This window comes from Nocardia pseudovaccinii NBRC 100343, from assembly GCF_001613225.1.
In the GTDB taxonomy this organism is placed as follows: domain Bacteria; phylum Actinomycetota; class Actinomycetes; order Mycobacteriales; family Mycobacteriaceae; genus Nocardia; species Nocardia pseudovaccinii.
Genome location: NZ_BDBY01000053.1, coordinates 16974 through 35999, shown reverse-complemented (window position 1 = coordinate 35999; position 19026 = coordinate 16974). Strand labels below are relative to the sequence as shown.

At 67.5% G+C, this 19026-nt stretch carries 18 protein-coding genes; 9 read left to right on the top strand and 9 right to left on the bottom strand.

Features of this window, described 5'->3' with window-relative positions:
- Positions 1 to 41: 41 nt before the first annotated feature.
- Positions 42 to 1139 (top strand): adenosine deaminase, encoded by a 1098-nt coding sequence (locus tag NP3_RS06690; protein ID WP_063038880.1) that lies wholly within the window; start codon positions 42 to 44, stop codon positions 1137 to 1139.
- Positions 1140 to 1141: 2 nt separating this feature from the next.
- Here the strand turns inward: NP3_RS06690 and NP3_RS06685 are convergent, their stop codons facing one another.
- From NP3_RS06685 to NP3_RS06665, 5 genes are read right to left on the bottom strand one after another with little or no spacing between them, the layout of a single operon-like run.
- Positions 1142 to 2410: a SatS C-terminal domain-containing protein gene (locus tag NP3_RS06685; RefSeq protein ID WP_063038828.1), complete on the bottom strand. Its 1269-nt coding sequence runs from the start codon at positions 2408 to 2410 to the stop codon at positions 1142 to 1144.
- A gap of 26 nt (positions 2411 to 2436) precedes the next feature.
- Complete coding sequence (locus NP3_RS06680; RefSeq protein WP_063038826.1) at positions 2437 to 2784, bottom strand: YbaB/EbfC family nucleoid-associated protein; 348 nt, start codon at positions 2782 to 2784, stop codon at positions 2437 to 2439.
- Positions 2781 to 3131 (bottom strand): hypothetical protein, encoded by a 351-nt coding sequence (locus tag NP3_RS06675; protein ID WP_040686879.1) that lies wholly within the window; start codon positions 3129 to 3131, stop codon positions 2781 to 2783. The genes NP3_RS06680 and NP3_RS06675 overlap by 4 nt, the downstream gene beginning before the upstream one ends.
- A gap of 20 nt (positions 3132 to 3151) precedes the next feature.
- The gene (locus NP3_RS06670) at positions 3152 to 4276 is read right to left on the bottom strand and encodes a C40 family peptidase (protein ID WP_063038878.1); all 1125 of its coding nucleotides are present in this window, start codon (positions 4274 to 4276) and stop codon (positions 3152 to 3154) included.
- Between the two features lie 4 nt (positions 4277 to 4280).
- Positions 4281 to 4589 carry a hypothetical protein gene (locus NP3_RS06665; RefSeq protein WP_373864733.1) on the bottom strand — a complete coding sequence of 103 codons (309 nt, stop codon included), beginning with the start codon at positions 4587 to 4589 and terminating at the stop codon, positions 4281 to 4283.
- A 153-nt stretch (positions 4590 to 4742) separates the two neighbouring features.
- Here NP3_RS06665 and upp point away from each other — a divergent pair, with 153 nt between their 5' ends.
- Positions 4743 to 5366, top strand: a complete 624-nt coding sequence (gene upp, locus NP3_RS06660) for a uracil phosphoribosyltransferase (protein WP_063038822.1) — start codon at positions 4743 to 4745, stop codon at positions 5364 to 5366.
- A 329-nt stretch (positions 5367 to 5695) separates the two neighbouring features.
- Here upp and NP3_RS06655 read toward each other — a convergent pair whose 3' ends face one another.
- Both NP3_RS06655 and NP3_RS06650 read right to left on the bottom strand, forming a co-directional pair.
- On the bottom strand, positions 5696 to 7195 hold the full coding sequence (locus NP3_RS06655) for a phospho-sugar mutase (protein ID WP_063038820.1): 1500 nt from the start codon (positions 7193 to 7195) through the stop codon (positions 5696 to 5698).
- Positions 7196 to 7975 (bottom strand): purine-nucleoside phosphorylase, encoded by a 780-nt coding sequence (locus tag NP3_RS06650; protein WP_063038818.1) that lies wholly within the window; start codon positions 7973 to 7975, stop codon positions 7196 to 7198. It abuts the gene before it with no gap.
- A 503-nt stretch (positions 7976 to 8478) separates the two neighbouring features.
- Between NP3_RS06650 and NP3_RS06645 the strand changes: the two genes are divergently transcribed.
- From NP3_RS06645 to NP3_RS06635, 3 genes are all read left to right on the top strand, one after another.
- Positions 8479 to 9183: an enoyl-CoA hydratase-related protein gene (locus NP3_RS06645; RefSeq protein WP_063038816.1), complete on the top strand. Its 705-nt coding sequence runs from the start codon at positions 8479 to 8481 to the stop codon at positions 9181 to 9183.
- A gap of 93 nt (positions 9184 to 9276) precedes the next feature.
- Positions 9277 to 10506, top strand: a complete 1230-nt coding sequence (locus NP3_RS06640; protein WP_063038813.1) for a M20 family metallopeptidase — start codon at positions 9277 to 9279, stop codon at positions 10504 to 10506.
- A gap of 59 nt (positions 10507 to 10565) precedes the next feature.
- Positions 10566 to 11765, top strand: a complete 1200-nt coding sequence (locus NP3_RS06635) for a M20 family metallopeptidase (RefSeq protein ID WP_063038876.1) — start codon at positions 10566 to 10568, stop codon at positions 11763 to 11765.
- A gap of 55 nt (positions 11766 to 11820) precedes the next feature.
- Here the strand turns inward: NP3_RS06635 and NP3_RS06630 are convergent, their stop codons facing one another.
- Positions 11821 to 12300, bottom strand: coding sequence for a gamma-glutamylcyclotransferase family protein (locus NP3_RS06630; protein WP_063038811.1), 480 nt, complete (start codon positions 12298 to 12300; stop codon positions 11821 to 11823).
- Positions 12301 to 12425: 125 nt separating this feature from the next.
- Between NP3_RS06630 and NP3_RS06625 the strand changes: the two genes are divergently transcribed.
- From NP3_RS06625 to NP3_RS06610, 4 genes are all read left to right on the top strand, one after another.
- A complete protein-coding gene (locus NP3_RS06625) occupies positions 12426 to 13829 on the top strand; it encodes an NAD(P)H-quinone dehydrogenase (RefSeq protein WP_063038809.1) in 1404 nt (467 codons plus the stop codon).
- A gap of 303 nt (positions 13830 to 14132) precedes the next feature.
- Positions 14133 to 15119 (top strand): hypothetical protein, encoded by a 987-nt coding sequence (locus tag NP3_RS06620; protein ID WP_245720841.1) that lies wholly within the window; start codon positions 14133 to 14135, stop codon positions 15117 to 15119.
- Between the two features lie 73 nt (positions 15120 to 15192).
- Positions 15193 to 16257, top strand: coding sequence for a DUF8176 domain-containing protein (locus NP3_RS06615; RefSeq protein WP_063038807.1), 1065 nt, complete (start codon positions 15193 to 15195; stop codon positions 16255 to 16257).
- 81 nt (positions 16258 to 16338) lie between these two features.
- Positions 16339 to 17514 (top strand): aminotransferase-like domain-containing protein, encoded by a 1176-nt coding sequence (locus NP3_RS06610; RefSeq protein ID WP_063038806.1) that lies wholly within the window; start codon positions 16339 to 16341, stop codon positions 17512 to 17514.
- 3 nt (positions 17515 to 17517) lie between these two features.
- On the opposite strand, the gene glpK is transcribed toward NP3_RS06610, so the two are convergent.
- Positions 17518 to 19017 (bottom strand): glycerol kinase GlpK, encoded by a 1500-nt coding sequence (gene glpK, locus NP3_RS06605; protein WP_063038804.1) that lies wholly within the window; start codon positions 19015 to 19017, stop codon positions 17518 to 17520.
- Positions 19018 to 19026: the final 9 nt, after the last annotated feature.

The window sequence follows — 19026 nt, the reverse complement described above, 5'->3', positions numbered from 1 at the left end:
TCACAGCCGCATGAACGGGTCCGTGCGGCTAACGTGTGGTCATGACAGGACCGATGCCTTTGACCCTTGCCTCGATCCGCCAAGCTCCCAAGGCGCTGCTGCACGATCATCTCGACGGTGGTCTGCGGCCCGCGACGGTTTTGGAGCTCGCCGCCGATTGCGGTTACGACGACCTACCCGCCGACAATGAGACCGAACTGGCGGCGTGGTTCCGCGATGCGGCCGACAGCGGCTCGCTCGAGCTCTATCTGGAAACCTTCGCGCACACCGTCGCGGTAATGCAGACCCCCGAGGGCCTGCGCCGCGTGGCTCGGGAATGTGCGGAAGACCTCGCCGCCGACAGCGTGGTCTATGCCGAAGTGCGCTTCGCTCCCGAACAGCATCTCGAGCGCGGCCTGACCCTGGACGAGGTGGTCGAACACACCCTCGCCGGATTCCGCGAGGGCGCGGCGGCCGCGGCCGAGGCCGGTCGCCCAATCGTGGTGATCTGCCTGCTCACCGCCATGCGGCATGCGGCGCGTTCGCGCGAGATCGCCGAACTCGCGGTGCGGTGGCGCGACCGTGGCGTCGGCGGCTTCGATATCGCGGGCGCGGAAGCGGGCTTCCCGCCCAGCCGTCACCTGGATGCCTTCGAATACATGCGAGCCAACAGCGCGCATTTCACCATTCACGCGGGTGAGGCGTTCGGGCTGCCGTCCATCCACGAGGCGCTGGCGTTCTGCGGCTGCGATCGGCTCGGCCACGGTGTGCGGATCACCGACGACATCACCGTTCCCGGCGCGATCGAGGACGCGCAACTCGGACTGGTCGCGAACTACGTGCGGGATACGCGAATTCCGCTCGAGCTCTGTCCCTCGTCGAATGTGCAGACCGGCGCGGTCCCCTCACTCGACAAGCATCCGTTCGACCTGCTGGCGCGGCTGCGCTTCCGCGTCACCGTCAACACCGACAACCGCCTGATGAGCGACACCAGCATGAGCCAGGAAATGCTCAAGCTGGTCGACACCTTCGGCTACGGCTGGAGCGACCTCGAACGCTTCACCATCAACGCGATGAAGTCCGCGTTCATCCCATTCCCCGAGCGGCTGCGCATCATCGACGACATCATCAAGCCGGGTTACGCCGTCCTGCTCGGCTAGCCCTACTTCTCCTGCGTGAGCCTGGACTCGAAGTTGCGCTCCAGGTCCCGCCAGCTCTGGGCCTCCGCGGTGAACGGCGGGTTCGGGGCCAGGCGGGTCGGGTCCGGGTTCAGCAGGTAGGAGACGTACCAGCCGAGCGGGGTGGACTGCGCCAGCGCCTGCTCGACCGTGTCGTCGTCGGCGTAATCGGCTGCGTCGGTGAACAATTCGACCGCCAGATCGAGCTGTTCGATATCGACGGCCTCCGGGCCCTCACCCAGATCGTCGGCGAGACCGGGCAGTACGTAGACGTTCTCGTCGGTCACCTCGACCTCGAGCGAACCGTCGACGGCGGCGGTCTGCACATCGGTGTAGGTGCTCACCCGCGCCAGCTCGTGCTCGTGGTCATCGGCCAGGTAGCGGGCCAGCGCACGCTCGGAGCCGAATACGGTGATCGAGCCGTCCTTGCCGAGGAAGATCGGCTCGTCGTCGAGGTAGCAGCGCAGCGTGAAGTAGGTGCCGTCGGAGGTGACGATCTTGACCGGGTCGATGCCGACCTCGTGCCAGAACGACTCGTCTTCCTCCTCTTCGTCTTCTTCCTCGTCCTCGTCGTCCGCATCGAGGTCGACGGATTCGAACTCCTCGTCCTCCTCGCTGTCGGCCGCGTCATCGGCGTCGACGACGTTCTCCTCCGCGGCGAGCAGCTCGGCCTCCGCGACCGCGACCGCCTCGGCATCGACCTCGGGGGTCTGCACCACGGAGTCGATGGCGTCGAGGACATCGTCCCAGCCCTTGGCGATGGCGGCGCCGATCTGATCCCACAGCTCCTCGCCGTCGCGCCCGACGAAGGCGCTCACGCCGCTGGCCAGCGCGCCGACCACCGGATGGGAGCCGAAGAACTTGGTCACCGTCTCCAGCTCGCACACCTCACCGATGTTGCGCACCATGCTGAGCGTGTCGTCGAGCTCGGCGATGGTGTCGACATCGGGATCGCTCGCGACCAGCTCCGGCACCCCGACCAGATCGAAGGTGAAGTTCTCCTCCGGCTCCAGTTCGACCGCCGACAGCCCGGCCACGACCTTCCACGCCGGATGGTCCACGAGATCGTTATCGGAGTTGGTCCGGATGAATGCGGCCAGCTCCGCGACGGTCTCGAAACCGTACAGCGAGTCCTCATGTCCGAGGAACGCCTCCCACTCGTCATCACCGTCGCGCCAGCGCGGTGCCCACAGGGTGACGAGATCGCCGTCGGTCAGGCCGAGCTCGATCGGGACGATGTCTCCAGAAGCCATGTGCGGAAGCCTATCGACCTTCCGAGTCAGTGACTATCCGGCCCGCCCCCAACGCTTCCCGGGGCACCCTCCGGCGGTACCACGAACGACTCGTTCAGTGTCGCAACGACCTTCGATCGCTGCGTTCCGGCGTCCTCGGCGGCCTGGCGACAGGCCCATACGATCAGCTGGCCGACCTCGGCGGGCGGCAGTGAGGTGACCGACTCCGACAGGCTCAGCGCGGCCAGGGCGCCGTCGCTGTTCACCTCGACGCTGACCGTGCCGTCCTCGGTCCGGAACCGGCCGTGCACCTGCTGAAGGCCGTACAGCGCGGCCTCGAGCGCTTCCAGTTTCGCCGTCGCGTTGGCGACCAACGCGTCCATCTCAGCGCTCATACCGGCCTCATCCAGCTCGTCGGTCCCGTGTCCGCGTCATCGATCCGGTCCAGTTCGTCCACCGCGGCCTGGCGCGTCGGCAGGCCGAGCTTGTCCAGGATGTCGGCGGGCATACCCGCCTCGGCGAGCAGCTCGCGGCGGCGGGCTCGGGCGGCGACGGTGGAGCGCTTGGTCAGTCGCAGGATCTCGTCGGCCAGAGTCTGTGCGCCGTAACGGTATTCGCTGCGTTCGAACTTGATCTCGATCGGCATGCCCTGGTCGGTGGCCCGGACCGAGATGGTGCCCGATCGGTTGGTGCTCGACGCCACCGTGACATTGGGTATCGGTGGGGTCTGGGGCTGGGACATTATTCGTTCGCTCCGCTCACTTATGAGGTCGGCCGGTAGAAGCCATAGAAGTTCATACCCATGTTGTCGGTCCGAACCGAGCTGATCTGGACCGGATTACCGGCCTCGACGAACTGCCCGTTGCCGACCACCATCGCGACGTGGCCATCCCACACTGCCAGATCGCCCGGCATCAGATCGCCCGGCGAGACCTGCATATGGCCGTTGCCCTGTTCCTGCGCCAGCCGGGGCAGGTCGACACCGGCCTCGCCGTACGCGTACTTGGTGAGACCACTGCAGTCCAGTCCGGAGCCGGGCGTATTGCCACCCCACACATATGGCGTGCCGACCGCGCCGATGGCCGCCTTGACCGCCGTCGCCGCCTTCTCGTTCGGGGCTTCCACCACACTGCCGTCCGGCAGGGTGATCTTCACGCCCTTACCAGAGGTCGACGACTGCCCGGTCCCGGTCGTGGTGCTGCTACTCGGTTTGGAACCGGACGACGTGCTCGCGGTCGTCGTGCTGGCTTTGCTCGCGGTGCTCATCAGGCTGCTGAGCATGCCGCCGGCGCCGCTCGCGACGCTGCTCACCGTCGATGACAATTGCGAGGCGCCCTGGGTGGCGGTGCCGACCGTGCTTGCGACATTGGACAGCGTCGGCGTCGACGGCGCGGGAGTCAGCTCGTTCATCGACGCGGTCTGGGTGTCGAGTTCGTTGCGTACGCGGCCGACCACGTTCAGCCCCTGACCGATGTGGTCGATCGCGGAGCCGACGAGCACCGTCAGTCCCTCGGGGGTGGCCAGCGCCGGACCGAGACCGGTGGCCTGGTTCACGAACGATTGGACGATCCCGTTGAGCTCCTTCTGGCCTGTTTCGACCTGGGCGGCAGCCTGATTCACGACGGTAGCCATGTCGTTGCCGCGGTCGGAAATGCTGGCGGCCGAGGTCTGCACCCGCAGCGCCTTCGCGGTGACGGCATCGGCTGCCGCACCGTCCCATGCGTTGTTCACCTGATTGATGCTGTTGCGGCCGACCGCGTGCACCTGGTCGACGGCGGTCGAGGTGGAGGTCAGTGCGTCGGCGGGCCCGCCGGTGGGCAGGACGCCGGTGCCGAAGCTGGAGAGCAGGTCGAGCAGGGGCTGGACCAGGGCGCTGACATCGATCACGGCGTCACCCGTCCAGTCCGGTGGCATTCAGCCCGGCGGCATTGTTCAGGTCGGTTTCCTCGAGCACGACGGCCGAAGACGCTGCCGCACCGCCCATGCTCGCGAGCACCGCCGACAACTGACCGATCGATGCGACATGCCCGGCATGGGCCGCGGCGTAGGCGGCCATGAAATCGCCGCCGATCAAACCCATTATGGGGCCGAGGAGAGTGGGATCGGCGGCCGCGGCGCTCACTCCGGCGGCGGCGAGATCACCTGACATGGTCGCGGCCGTCGCGCCGTAGGCAGTGATGCCCTCGGTGTCGGCCGACATCTTTCGCATAGTGCTTCCCCCATCTGTTGTTCCCAGGCAGAGTACGTCATCCACCTAGTTCGACGCGCTGCCTTACCGATCGGTTCCAGCCGTTCGAAAAAAATTCGGGTGGAGGTTTGCCGCCGAACTCGTCTTCGACCTTATCGTTCCAACATGCGCACGCACACCGTGGACCATCCACTCGCCGCCGCCCTGCTGACCACGATGCGCGATGCGGGCACGGCCAATCCGGCCTTCCGCGCCGCACTGCGTGATCTCACCGGAATCCTGATCTACGAGGCGCTGCGCGACGCGCCGGTGATCCATTTCCCGATCACCACACCGGTATCCGACACCGAGGGAACGCGATTGGCGCAGCCGCCGCTGCTGGTTCCGGTGCTGCGCGCCGGACTCGGCATGGTCGACGCGGCCGCCGAACTCATTCCGGACGCCAGGGTCGGCTTCGTCGGCATCGCCCGCGACGAAACCACCCATCAGCCGGTGCCTTACATGGAATCACTGCCCGCCGACCTGTCCGAGATGCCGGTCTTCGTACTCGACCCGATGCTGGCCACCGGCGGTTCGATGCGCCACACCCTGCAACTGCTCACCGCCCGCGGCGCCACCGACATCACCGCGGTCTGTGTGGTGGCCGCCCCCGAAGGCATTGCCGCCCTTGCCGCTTCGGGCCTCCCCGTGCGCCTGGTCACCGCGGTCGTCGACTCGGGCCTCAACTCCGACGCCTACATCGTCCCCGGCCTCGGCGACGCGGGCGACCGCCAATTCGGCCCCCGCTGACCCGCGCCCCATCGAGCGTCGTCGAATGGCAGTTCTTCCCCACCGAGGGTAGTCGAATGGTTGCCGAAAACCCCACCCACAACCACCATTCGACTACCCGCGACAAACTCTCGAGAACGCAGCCGGTCGACCGGGCTGGAAGTCACAGGCTGCCCGCCTGACGGCGGGAGGTAAGCGGGGTACGGCACACGACGTGCCCGGCACGGCCGGGAAAACCACGGGAAGGCAAAACAATCTTGGGCCAGCGGACTTGAGAAGTCACTGCAGGACAACAGGACCCACCGCAGCCCAGCCGACACAATCCGGTAGCAGTCCCGCCACCCCATGAGCTATTTCGCGAGCTGCCCGCAGTATGCCCGCAACTCGGCAAGCCGCCGCTCACCCGAGGTTCGCGCAGCGGCGAGCGTGTTCCGGTCGGCGACCGGCTCGACCACCTCCAGATAGCACTTGAGTTTCGGCTCCGTGCCCGACGGCCGGACCACGATGCGGGAACTGGCGCCCTCGAAAATCAGTGCGTCGGTGCGCATTCGGCCGCGCACCTGGAGCAGATCGGTGTATTCGACCGGCTCGCCCGCGATTTCGCCGGGCGGGGCGGCGCGCAGGCGGTTCACCAGGTCAGCGGCGGCGGCCGGGTCGGGTAGGCGCAGCGAGACCTGGTCGGTGGCGTGCAGGCCGAATTCGACCGCGTAGTCGTCGAGTTCGTCGGCGAGGGTGCGGTCCGCGGCCTTCAGCCGGGCGACGAGATCGGCGGCCAGTACCGCCGCGGAGATGCCGTCCTTGTCGCGGACCGCGGCCGGGTCCGCGCAGTGACCGATGGCCTCCTCGTAGGCGTAGACCAGACCGTCGCCCGCGCGGGCCAGCCATTTGAAGCCGGTCAGCGTTTCCGAGTACCGCGCGCCGCGGGCGACGGCGAGCTTCGAGAGCAGTCGTGACGACACGATGGTGGTCGCCACCAATGAATCCGGGGGCGCGGTCCGCAGCACGTAATCGCCGAGCAGCACACCGGTTTCGTCGCCGCGCAGCATGCGCCAGCCGCCGTCGTCCGGAATTCCGATGGCGCAGCGATCGGCGTCCGGGTCGAGGGCGATGGCGAGGTCCGCGCCGATCCGGGTGGCGGTGGCGAGCAGAAGGTCGGTGGCACCGGGCTCTTCGGGATTCGGGAAGGCGACGGTGGGAAAGTCGGCATCGGGCGCGAATTGCGCACCGACGACGTGCACATGCTTGAATCCCGCCGCGGTGAGGGCAGCCACCGCCGTATCGCCGCCGACCCCGTGCAGCGGTGTCAACACGATCCGGACATCGGAGCGCTCGCCGGGACCGCCGATCAACTCCGGCAGTTGGGCCACCCGATCGATATAGCGGCGCACCAGGTCATCGGCGGCCGGTGAGACCGGTGTGCGGGGGATCGGCTCGGTGACGGCCTCGATGCAGCGCTCGATCTCGGTGTCGGCCGGTGCGATCAGCTGCGAACCGCCATCCAGGTACACCTTGTAGCCGTTGTCCGTCGCCGGATTGTGCGATGCGGTGATCTGTACTCCGGCGACGGCTCCCAGCTCACGCACTGCGTACGCGACGACAGGGGTGGGCAGCGGCCGCGGCAGCAGCGTCACCGGAAAGCCCGCGGCGGCAAAGATTTCCGCGGTGGCGATGGCGAATTCGGCGGAGCCGTGCCTGGCGTCGCGCCCGACGACCACCGCGCCGCCGCCGAGGCAGCGACCGCGCAACCAGTCCACGAGTCCGGCGGTCGTCCGGCTCACCGTGTCCACGTTCATGCCGTCGGGCCCGTCCTGCAGCGGCCCGCGGAGCCCGGCGGTGCCGAAGCGCAGCATCTACAGCCGTTCCAGTACGCCGCGCAGCAATTTGCCGAGACGCGGTGCGGCCGCATGTCCTTCGGCGAGTACCTCGGCATGCGAGAGGTGCGCACCCGTGACGCCCGCGGCGAGATTGGTGACCAGCGAGATACCGAGCACTCGGGCGCCGAGCGCACGTGCCGCGATCACCTCGAGCACCGTCGACATGCCGACCAGATCCGCGCCGATGGTGCGCAGCATTCGGATCTCGGCCGGAGTCTCGTACTGCGGTCCGGTCAGCCCCGCGTAGACGCCCTCGGTCAGACTCGGGTCGATTTCCCTTGCCAGCGTACGCAATCCGGGGTCCCACGCGTCCACGAGATCGACGAAGGTCGCGCCCGCCAGCGGCGTGCGGCCGGTGAGATTGAGATGGTCGCTGATCAGCACCGGCTCACCGACGCGCAGTCCGTCCCGGATCCCGCCCGCGGCATTGGTGAGCACCACGGTCTCCACGCCCGCCGCGATCGCCGCGCTCACCGGATGCACGACATCGCTCGGCTGATAGCCCTCGTACAGATGCTGACGCCCCATCAGCAGCAGTACGGGCGTGTTGTCGACGGTGACCGAATGCACCATCCCGACATGCCCTTGCGCACTCGGCGTCCCGAATCCCGGCAGCTCCGGCATCGGCACCGATGCCGACGGCGTCCCGATCTCCGCGGCCGCCTCCTGCCAGCCCGATCCCAGCACCACCGCAACCCGGTGCCGTTCCACTCCCGTACGTTCGGCAATCGCCCTCGCGGCCTGTTCGGCAAGCATGCCGTCACCGTATCTGATTTGCCGCGCCCGCGGCGCCGCGTATTCGCGGCCCCCAGGTCTCTCGCGGCCGACCCTCCCGAGCAACCCGCGAGCAGTCGCCAGCAGTGCGGGCGCGACTGACGCTCGTAAGACTTTCGACAAATCTCGAGACGCAACCACAGCCAGCCCACCACGCTGGAAGCCGCCGTTCTGCCCACCTGGCTGCGGGAGGTCAGCCGGGTACGGCAGACGACGTGCTCAGCATCGTTCCCGGCAAACCAGGGGCGACAAACCATCCCGACGCCACCGCCAAGAAGTCCGTGCCCAACCACAGCCCCCATCGCAACCGAACCAACTCACACTCAGCGTGGCCATCGACGACGGCCCATTTCAAGATCAGGTGGAATTCATGGCGGTATCGCCCGAGAACCCCCCGCCACCAGTGCCACCTGATCTTGATCTACCCGCCGAATGTTAGCTACCCGTGGGTAGGTATTCCACTGTGTAGCCGTTACGCTGCACGCATGCCGTATCTGGAGCGTGAAGGGGATGTGTTCGTCGTCTATCTCGGGAGCGAGGGGCAGACGGATAGTGAGAACCGTTTCCATCCGGATTGGATCGATGCGTTCCACGGGCTGTTGGACCAGGTCGAGGCGTCCGAGGGACCGGCGGCGCTGGTGACTACGGCGAGTGGGAAGTTCTACAGCAATGGGCTCGATACCGACTGGCTGTTCGGCAACCTGGACAAGATGCACGGCTACCTCGATCGCGTGCACAGCATCTACACCCGCCTGCTGACCTTCCCGCTGCCCACGGTCGCAGCCGTCAACGGTCACGCCTTCGGCGCGGGCGCCATGCTCGCCACCTCGCACGATTTCCGGGTGATGCGCGCCGACCGCGGCTTCTGGTGCCTGCCCGAGGTGCACCTCGGCATGCCGTTCACGGTCGGCATGAACGCGCTGCTCACCGAGCGCCTCACCAATCAGGTCTGCGTCCAGGCCATGACCGCCGGTCATCGCTTCGCCGCCGACGAGGCCATTTCCGCGGGAATTGTCGACGCAAAGGCGGATGCTGATGTGTTGCTGAAGTCCGCGATCGAGCGTGCGGGCGCCCTCGCGGCAAATCGCAAGCCCAATCTGCCGGTGATCAAGCGGTCGCTGCACGCCAAGGCGCTGGCCGGGCTCGCGACCCCCACCACCCCGGAGAATCTGGCGTTCGCCCCGGGATAACCGCACGCTGATCACAAACCTTGCGCCGCACGGCGGCATCGCCTCGTGGCGCAGGGTGCGCCCGATCGTCGGCGCAGTGCCAGACTGTGTGCCATGCCACCACCGCGCAGCGGGCACCCCGAATCACGCACGGACCACCACGCGCACCCGGGTGCGGCGGCGGAGGCCGCGATCCTGGCCGCAGCGCCCGAACTGGTCGCGCTATCGCATTCGATCCACGCCGAACCGGAGCTGGCGTTCGAGGAATCCCGCAGCGTCGCCAAGACCATCGCGCCGCTGGCCGAGCGCGGTTTCGCCGTCGAGACCGGCATCGCCGACCTGCCGACCGCATTCCGGGCGACCTACGGATCCGGCGAGCTCACGGTGGGTATCTGCGCCGAATACGACGCACTGCCCGAGATCGGGCACGCCTGCGGGCACAACATCATCGCGGCTGCCGCGGTCGGCGCCGGGCTCGGCCTCGCCGAGGTGGCCGACGCGCTCGGCATCACCGTCGTCGTCTTCGGAACACCCGCCGAGGAGAGCGGCGGCGGCAAGGTGCTGATGCTCGAGCGCGGCGTCTTCGACGGTGTCGCCATGGCGTTGATGGTGCACCCCGGCCCCATCGATATCGTCGACGCGCGCTCGCTGGCGCTGGCGGATCTGTCGGTGGTCTTCCACGGCCACGAGGCGCATGCCAGCGCCGCCCCGGAACTGGGCCGGAATGCGGGCGACGCGGTGACCGTCGCGCAGGTTGCTCTCGGATTGCTGCGTCAACATCTCCGACCCGGACAGCAACTGCACGGTATAGTCAGCGACGGTGGCGTAGCCCCCAACATCGTTCCCGGACGTGCGGAACTGCTGTATTACCTACGCGCAGTCGACTCCGCATCCCTCGACGATCTGATGCGACGAGCGTCGGCTTGTTTCGAGGCGGGTGCGCTGGCGACCGGCTGCACTCACGAAATCCGGACGGTTGCGCCGACATATACCGAGCTGACGCCCGATTCGGGATTACTGTTTGCCTATCGCGAGCAGATCGTGGACTTGGGCCGGGTGCCGATCGCACCGGAACTCGAGGCGCAGCGACCGCTCGGGAGTACGGATATGGGCAACGTCACCAACGTCATACCGGGCATACATCCGGTCATCGGCATAGATGCCGGTGGGGCGGTGACGCATCAGCCCGGCTTCGCCGCGGCGAGCGTCAACGCTTCGGCCGATCGTGCGGTAACCGACGGTGCGATCGCGCTCGCGCGTACCGCTATCGCCGTAGCCCGCGATCAAGTACATAGGGACAGGTTGTTGCAACGGCTCGTTCAACGACAGGAGGACATTCGGTGAGCATTACCGGCCGTTCCGCGGCGCACGCGACACGCTCCGGGACGGTGACGCGCGCGACCATGGGGGGCCAGGGGAGCGCCGCGCAATCGGATATCGCGGAAGTCGGCCCGGATGCGGTCGATTCCTGGCTGGCCGAGCACACGGTCGATCTCGTCCAGTGGCGTCGGCACATCCACGCGAACCCGGAGCTCTCCCGCACCGAATTCGCCACCACCGAGTTCGTCTCGGCCTGGCTGACCAAGGCGGGATTGACGCCGCAGAAGATGCCCAACGGCACCGGAGTGCTCTGTGACATCGGTCCGGTGGACGCACCGCGCATCGGCCTGCGCGCCGATATGGACGCGCTCCCGCTGCAGGAATTCACCGGACTCAGCTTCGCCTCGACCGTGCCCGGCGTCTCGCATGCCTGTGGGCACGACGCGCACACCACGATCCTGCTCGGCACCGCGCTCGCGCTGGCCGATCAGGAACTGCCGGTCGGCGTGCGGTTCGTCTTCCAGCCCGCCGAAGAGGTGATGCCGGGCGGCGCCATAGATATGGTCGCCGCCGGGGCGATGGAGGGCGTCGACCGGATCTTCGCACTGCATTGCGATCCGCGCCTCGAGGTCGGCCGGGTCGGCATCCGGGTCGGTGCGATCACCTCGGCGGCCGACACCATCGAATTGGTCCTCGATTCGCCGGGTGGGCACACCTCGCGCCCGCATCTGACCAGCGACCTGGTCTACGCCATCGGCACCGTGATCACCGGCCTGCCCGGTCTGCTCAGCCGCCGCATCGACCCGCGCACCAGCACGGTGATGGTCTGGGGTGCGGTCAGCGCGGGCAAGGCGCCCAATGCGATACCGCAGACCGGCATGCTCACCGGCACCGTCCGCACCGGCGATCACGCGACCTGGTCGCTGCTGGAGCCGATGGTGCGCGAGATCGTGGACGGCCTGCTCGCTCCGACCGGGGTGCGCTACCAGTTGAACTACCGTCGCGGCGTACCGCCGGTGGTCAATGACGAGCACTCGACCAGGATGTTCGAGGACGCGATCCGCATGCTCGGCCCGGACGCGCTCGCCGACACCTTGCAGTCCGGTGGCGGTGAGGATTTCTCCTGGTACCAGGAGGAGGTGCCGGGCGCGATGGCCCGCCTCGGCGTTTGGTCCGGGCACGGCGAGCAGCTGGATCTGCACCAGCCGACCTTCGATCTCGACGAGCGCGCGCTGGCCGTCGGTGTCCGGGTACTCAGCAATATCGTGTTGAACGCGAGCTGACGAGGCCAAGGAAGCGGCCGACCTCGAAAAAGGGGTCGGCCGCTTCCGTGTTTGTTCAGCTACCGAAGAATCCGGGACCGACGTTCTTGCTGTTGCGAGTGCGCAGCGCGTGCACGTATTCCGCTGGCGCGCCTGCCTTTTCGGCCGCATCGGCCATCACGCCGATATAGCGCGCCGAAGGTAGCCCGCCTTCGTACGCATCGAGTACGTACAGCCAGGCCAGGATGGGTTCGGAACCGCTGCCCGCACTCGGCGTCACGCGCAGCCGGATCTTGCGGTGGATACCGAAATCGGAACCCTCCCAGCGGTCGAGGCGCTCTTCGTCTTCGGGGGAGACGTCGTAGAGCACCACGAACACCCGCGAGTCGGGCTCCTCGACGACGGTGGCCAGCGGGCCCTCCCAGCCGATGTCGTCACCGCTGAAGGTGAGGCGCCAGCCCTCCAACCAGCCCGTCCCGTACATGGGGGAGTGCGGACAGCGCTCGAGCATCTGGGACGAGTCCATGTTGGACCCGTAGGCGGCGTAGATCGGCACGACGCAAGGGTATCCAATAACCTGCGCGCATCGTCTCTATCCCGGCGAGATGACCGTGTGTTCGCCAGCTAACGTTGTTTACCGGCACCGGAGATCCCGGTCGAACAGCTCCAGCGGAGGTATCCATGACTCGCATAGCGATCATCGGTGGCGGACCGGCCGGTTATGAAGCGGCATTGGTGGCGGCCCAACATGGGGCCACGGTCACCCTGATCGATAGCGACGGCATCGGCGGGGCGTGCGTCCTCTGGGACTGCGTGCCGTCGAAGACTTTCATTGCCTCGACGGGCGTGCGCACCGATCTGCGTCGCGCCCGTGACCTGGGCATTACCCTCGATCCGAGCCAGGCCCAGATCGAATTGGGCGAAGTGAACGCGCGTGTGAAGGCGCTGGCGCTGGCCCAGTCCTCCGACATCCGATCCAAGGTGCAGGCCGCGGGCGTAACGGTGCTGGCCGGACGCGGACAGCTCAGCGATCCGGCCACTGGCATGGCCGCGCACCGGGTGCGCGCGCTGCTGGCCGATGGCACCGAGGAGGCCGTCGAGGCCGAAGTGGTGTTGATCGCCACCGGTGCGAGCCCGCGCGTGTTGCCCGGCGCCGAGCCCGACGGCGAGCGCATCCTGAACTGGCGTCAGCTCTACGACCTGGAAGAACTCCCGGAGACCCTGGTCGTGGTCGGCTCGGGTGTGACCGGCGCCGAATTCGTCTCCGCATATACCGAAATGGGTGTGCGGGTGAAATTGGTCTCGAGCCGCGACCGGGTGCTGCCCGGTGAGGACGCGGATGCCGCGCTCGTGCTCGAGGACGCGCTCGCCGAACGCGGTGTCGAACTGGTCAAGCACGCGCGCGCCGATGCGGTGGAGCGCACCGCCGAGGGGATCGTGGTCAAGCTCTCGGACGGCCGCACCGTCACGGGCACGCATGCGCTGATGACCGTCGGCTCGATCCCCAATACCGACGACCTCGGCCTGGAACGGGTCGGCATCGAACTCGACCGCGGTGGCTACCTGCGGGTGGACCGGGTGTCGCGCACTTCGGTGCCCGGTATCTATGCGGCGGGCGACTGCACCGGCCTGCTGCCGCTGGCCTCGGTGGCCGCCATGCAGGGCCGCATCGCGATGTATCACGCGCTGGGTGAGGGCGTCAGCCCGATCCGGCTGAAGACGGTCGCCTCGGCCGTATTCACCCGTCCGGAGATCGCGACCGTCGGCGTGAGCCAGACGGCCATCGATAACGGCGAGGTGCCCGCGCGCACGGTCATGCTGCCGCTGAATACCAACCCGCGTGCCAAGATGTCGGGTCTGCGCAGGGGTTTCGTCAAGATCTTCTGTCGGCCCGCGACCGGTGTGGTCATCGGCGGTGTGGTCGTCGCCCCGATCGCCTCGGAGCTCATCCTGCCGATCGCGCTGGCGGTCCAGAACAATCTGACCGTCAACGATCTCGCCCAGACCTTCTCGGTGTACCCGTCGCTCACCGGCTCGGTCACCGAGGCGGCCCGGCTGCTGATGCGTCACGACGACCTCGACTAACCGCCACTGAACCCGGCCGCCCCGAGACCTACTGTCTTGTGGGGTTTTTCATCGCGTTGCCAGTAAGGCGCGCATGTGGTTCACTTCCCGCAGAGATGCGATCGGCGGGCGATCGCGAGGGTTCTGTGTGGGGGGATCGATCCTTTCCAGCGGGAACGGCGAACGGCCGCTTGGTCGTTCGGCGGTCCTCATTCGTGGACCAAGCGTCTCACCAGGGATAACTGCGTGCGACCCACTCGGTCGCACACGGGAAAGGGATTGCGAAAAGTGAAACATCGTAAGCCGAGTCGGGCGCAGCGAGCGATGGCGAGCACATCGTTGCCACTGGCCACCGCGGCGGCCGTGGCCACGCTCTTCGCGGCGCCGGCGGGGGCAGTTCCGGATCAGCCGAGTACACCGACCACGCCGGCGCCCGCGCCCGCCGATCCGGGCAGCACCGCTCCGACGGATCAGGGCCAGCCGGAGACCACCAAGCCGGATCCGGGTAAGCCGGACACCAAGCCGTCGCCGACGCCGAGCCAGCCGGGTGTCACCACGCCGGATCCGAACCAGGTCATGCCGAATCAGCCAAGGGATCCGAAGCTGTCGACGCCGACCCAGCCGGGTGTCACCACCCCGCGCGTCGCGCCGCTGCCGGTTCCGGGGCAGACCGGCCCCGCGATCCCCGCCGTGGTGCCGGAGACGGCCCCCGGTGCGGAGGCTCCGAAGCCCGCGCAGCCCGGTACCACCGCGCCGGGTGTGAACACCCCGAGCGGTCCGAGCGCCCGGACTCCGCAGCAGCCGGATACCGACACGCTGGTGCAGCAGCCGCGCTGGGAGGCTCCGCGCTTCCAGCAGGCGCCTGCCGCGCCCGTCGTCGAGATGGACGGGCCGCACCAGGAGATCGGCGCCAACATCGACGGTGGCTCGCTGGCGCCCGGGTACGTGGCCAACACCCACCACTTCAACAATGCCGCGGGCTACGTCGGCACCATCGGGTACCGCACCCCGACCGGTCAGGGCGAGGCTGGTGTGTCGGTCGAGTACATCGGCGCCAACACCGTCAAGGTCACCTCCTACACCGGTGGTGAGGGTCTGGCCGACAACAAGACCGAGGTCATCCTCGACACCACCCAGGCCAATATGGCCAAGGCCGCTGTCGAGCACTGGATTCGGGAACAGCCGGGCGGCGCGGCTGCCCTCGAGGCCGCCGCGCAAGTTAAACTGCCGGTGCCGCCAGGCGAACTGGCTCCGCAGACGGTCAACGTTGCCGGGGTCACCACCCAGTGGGGTGGGTCACTCCAGTACTGACACGAGCTGATTCGACGGGTGGGGCGGTCGTTCTCGACCGCCCCACACGTGTGTCCTGGGGAAAGGATTTGGTGTGGGCTCCGAGGGTGATGGCAGGGACAGCGAATCCGACCGGACCGGGTCGGAATTCGGACCCCCGTTGGACGATTTCGGCCCGCCGGTCTCCGAATTCGGGCCGCCGGTCGGCGAATTCGGGCCACCGACGGGTGAACAGGTTCGACCGCAGTGGTCGGTGCCCGAGCCCGGCACCGATCACCCCGAGCTGATCTGGCGTCCCGCCGACGAACCGCCCACGGTGCCGCCGCCACCCCCGCAGTACCGCGCGCCGGATACCACGGTGTTCGGCGATGCACCGCCACCGCCGACCCGGCGACCGGAGCCGCCGACGCGCCGTCCCGAGCCGCCGGTGGAACCGGATCCCAACGAGGCCACCGTCCGGCATACAACCCCCGCGGCAGGCCAGCGCGATACCTGGTGGAACAGCCCGACCGAATCCGGCGGGGTACCGAAGCCGCCGTCCGAGCCGTCGGGTCTGTCCTGGGCCGACGATCCGATCGCCAAACGCCTTGCGCCGAAGCTGATCTCGGACACCATCACCGCGACCCCGACCCGGCACAGTTCGCGTGGTCGATGGATAGCGCTCGGTGTGCTCGCCGCGATCGTGGTGGTCTTGGCGCTGGTGGTGACCTTCGTCGCGGTCAGCCGCGACGGCAACGGCAGTCCGAAGGCGGCGCCGCCCGCACCGCCGAGCACTTCCGCCGCGCTGAGCTGCCCCGCGAGTAAAGACGGCAAGGTGACCCGCGGCAACGGGCAGGGCGACACCTCGACCGGCCCCGGTGCGATCCTCGGCTTCCAGTACGAGTTCTACGTCGGCCGCAATGGTGAGCGGGCGCGCAGATTCGTCGCGCCGGATGCCGAGAATGTGTCGACGGCCGAGGTCATCCAGCAGGCCATCAATGACCAGATTCCGGTCGGCACCACGCATTGCCTGCGGATTGCCGAGTCGGCGGCGGACACGTTCGAGGTGGACCTGACCGAACATCGCCCCGACGGCACGACCAATGTCTACCGGCAGACCATCATCACGGTGGTCCGGGACGGCAAGACCGTGATCTTCGCCATCCGGGAGCGCGCCTGAGCTCTCAGATCATGGGATGAATATTTCACAATTTGGTAGCGGTGTGGGACAGTGGGGTTTCGCGTCCCCTGGGAGGTTTCCATGTCGCCGATCAATCCACCGCTCGCGACCAAACTGGGCGGACTGAAGAGTTCGGCGATTCGTGACCTGCTCGAGCTGACCACGCGCGCAGAGGTGATCAGCCTCGCGGGCGGTTTGCCGGATGCGGAGTTGATGCCCCGGGAGCGGCTCGTCGCAGCGGCCGATGCGGCGCTGAGCGGTGCCGCGGTGTTGCAGTACACCGGGTCGCGCGGATGGCCTCCGCTGCGCGATGTGCTGCGCCAGCGGGAGTCGGTGAAACTCGGCCGCGCGGTCGGGCTCGGCGAGGTGTTCGTGACTCATGGTTCGCAGCAGGCGCTTTCGCTGCTGGCCGAGGTGCTGCTGGATCCGGGCGCGCTCGTGGTCGTCGAGGATCCGGCGTATGTCGGTGCGCTGCAAGTGTTCCGGGCCGCCGGTGCGCGAATCGTGGCGGTGCCCTTGGATTCCGAGGGCATGCGGCTGGATGTTCTGAACGAACTGCTGGCACGCGGTGAGCGGCCGACGGCCGTGCACACGGTGAGCAATTTCCACAATCCGGGTGGCGTCACGATGAGTCCGCCGCGGCGTCGTGAATTGGCCGAACTCGCCGATACCTACGGCTTCTGGGTGATCGAGGACGATCCGTACGGTGAGCTCTGGTTCGACCGGCCCTCGCCCGATCCCGTGGCAACCTACTCCCGCAACGTGATTCGGCTGTCCAGTGCCTCGAAGATCCTCGCGCCCGCGCTGCGGGTCGGCTGGATGGTGGCGCAGGAGCGGATCTGTCGCGCGGTCGAATTGCTGAAACAGGGCGCGGACCTATGCGGTTCGGCGCTGACACACCAGATGGCCGCCGACCTGCTCAGTGACGAAACCTGGCTGACCGGCCACGTCGACACCGTCCGCAGCGCATACGGCGACCGCGCCAAGGCGCTTGTGCACGCCGTGCGCACTCGCTTCGGCGACCGCGTCACCTGCACCGATGCCGCCGGTGGCATGTTCGTGTGGGCCGATTTCACCGACGGCACCGATACCGATCGGCTGCTGCCACGAGGCCTAGAGCACGGCGTCGCCTTCGTGCCCGGTTCGGCGTTCGCCGTCGATACCGACTACAGCCACTCCATGCGCATGTGCTTTACCACTTCGGACGCGGCGACGTTGGCGGAGGCGATCGACCGGCTGGCTCGCGCGGCCGAATAGTCGTCAATCCACCCAGTTGTAGGTCCGCTCCACGGCCTTGTTCCAGGCGGCGAGGTGGGTTTCGCGATCCGTGGCCGACATCGCGGGTTGCCAGGTCTTGTCCGCGGCCCAGTTGGCGCGGATATCGTCGGTGCTCTCCCACAGGCCCACGGCGAGCCCGGCCGCATAAGCCGCGCCCAGCGCGGTGGTTTCGTTGACGACCGGGCGGACCACCGGCACATCGAGGATGTCGGACTGGAACTGCATGAGCAGGTCGTTGCCGACCATGCCGCCGTCGACCTTGAGGGTGGTCAGTTCCAACCGCAACTGCTGGGATTCGGCATCGGCGCGCATCGCGTCCATGACCTCGCGCGTTTGGAATGCGGTGGACTCCAATACCGCTCGTGCCAGATGCGCCTTGTTGACGAAGCGGGTCAGGCCGGTGATGACGCCGCGGGCATCCGGGCGCCAGCGCGGCGCGAAGAGGCCGGAGAACGCGGGGACGATGTACGCGCCGCCATTGTCCTCGACGCTGCGCGCCAGCGGTTCGATCTCGTCGGCGGCGGAAATGATGCCGAGATTGTCCCGGAACCATTGCACCAGTGAGCCGGTCACCGCGATGGATCCTTCCAATGCGTAGACCGGCGCCTCGCCGCCGAGCTGGTAGCAGACCGTGGTGAGCAGGCCGTGTTTGCTGAATACCGGGGTCGTTCCGGTATTGAGCAGCATGAAATTGCCTGTGCCATATGTGTTCTTGGCTTCGCCAGGGGACAGGCAGGCTTGGCCGAAGGTCGCCGCCTGCTGGTCGCCGAGGATGCCCGCGACGGGTATGCCCGCCAATGGACCGGAGCCGATCTCCGCGTAGATCTCCGAGGAGCTGCGGATCTCGGGCAGCATCGACCGCGGTACCCCGAATTCCGCGCAGATCTGCGAATCCCATTGCAGCGTACGTAGATCCATCAGCATGGTGCGCGACGCATTGGTCACATCGGTGATGTGCAAACCGGTGAGCTTCCACAGCACCCAGCTGTCGATGGTGCCGAAACACAGCTCCCCGGCCTCGGCCCTGGCTCGCGCACCCTCGACATTGTCCAGAATCCAGCGCAGTTTCGGACCGGCGAAGTAGGTGGACAGCGGCAGACCGGTGCGGTCCTGGTAGCGCGTCGCGCCGTATTCGCCGCCCAGTTCGGTGACCAGACGGTCGGTGCGGGTGTCCTGCCAGACGATCGCGTGGTGAATCGGCTTGCCGCTGGCCCGATCCCACACCACCGTCGTTTCGCGCTGATTGGTGACGCCGACCGCATTGATCTCATCGGCGGCGATACCGGTGCTCCGCAGCACCTCGCCGAGGACGAATTCGGTATTGCGCCAAATGGTTTCCGGATCGTGCTCGACCCAGCCCGGCCGCGGGAAGATCTGTTCGTGCTCGCGCTGCGCGACACCGACGACACGGCCCTGCCGGTCGAAGATGATGCACCGACTCGAGGTCGTGCCCTGATCAATGGCGGCCACATAGCGACGCATTCGTGCAGG

Coding starts and splice junctions, on each gene's coding strand:
- NP3_RS06640 (WP_063038813.1), top strand. CDS start 9,277: ATGCCACCACCGCGCAGCGGGCACCCCGAATCACGCACGGACCACCAC.
- NP3_RS06610 (WP_063038806.1), top strand. CDS start 16,339: ATGTCGCCGATCAATCCACCGCTCGCGACCAAACTGGGCGGACTGAAG.
- NP3_RS06680 (WP_063038826.1), bottom strand. CDS start 2,784: ATGAGCGCTGAGATGGACGCGTTGGTCGCCAACGCGACGGCGAAACTG.
- NP3_RS06620 (WP_245720841.1), top strand. CDS start 14,133: ATGGCGAGCACATCGTTGCCACTGGCCACCGCGGCGGCCGTGGCCACG.
- upp (WP_063038822.1), top strand. CDS start 4,743: ATGCGCACGCACACCGTGGACCATCCACTCGCCGCCGCCCTGCTGACC.
- NP3_RS06665 (WP_373864733.1), bottom strand. CDS start 4,589: ATGTCGGCCGACACCGAGGGCATCACTGCCTACGGCGCGACGGCCGCG.
- NP3_RS06690 (WP_063038880.1), top strand. CDS start 42: ATGACAGGACCGATGCCTTTGACCCTTGCCTCGATCCGCCAAGCTCCC.
- NP3_RS06675 (WP_040686879.1), bottom strand. CDS start 3,131: ATGTCCCAGCCCCAGACCCCACCGATACCCAATGTCACGGTGGCGTCG.
- glpK (WP_063038804.1), bottom strand. CDS start 19,017: ATGCGTCGCTATGTGGCCGCCATTGATCAGGGCACGACCTCGAGTCGG.
- NP3_RS06635 (WP_063038876.1), top strand. CDS start 10,566: ATGGGGGGCCAGGGGAGCGCCGCGCAATCGGATATCGCGGAAGTCGGC.
- NP3_RS06625 (WP_063038809.1), top strand. CDS start 12,426: ATGACTCGCATAGCGATCATCGGTGGCGGACCGGCCGGTTATGAAGCG.
- NP3_RS06655 (WP_063038820.1), bottom strand. CDS start 7,195: ATGCTGCGCTTCGGCACCGCCGGGCTCCGCGGGCCGCTGCAGGACGGG.
- NP3_RS06650 (WP_063038818.1), bottom strand. CDS start 7,975: ATGCTTGCCGAACAGGCCGCGAGGGCGATTGCCGAACGTACGGGAGTG.
- NP3_RS06645 (WP_063038816.1), top strand. CDS start 8,479: ATGCCGTATCTGGAGCGTGAAGGGGATGTGTTCGTCGTCTATCTCGGG.
- NP3_RS06685 (WP_063038828.1), bottom strand. CDS start 2,410: ATGGCTTCTGGAGACATCGTCCCGATCGAGCTCGGCCTGACCGACGGC.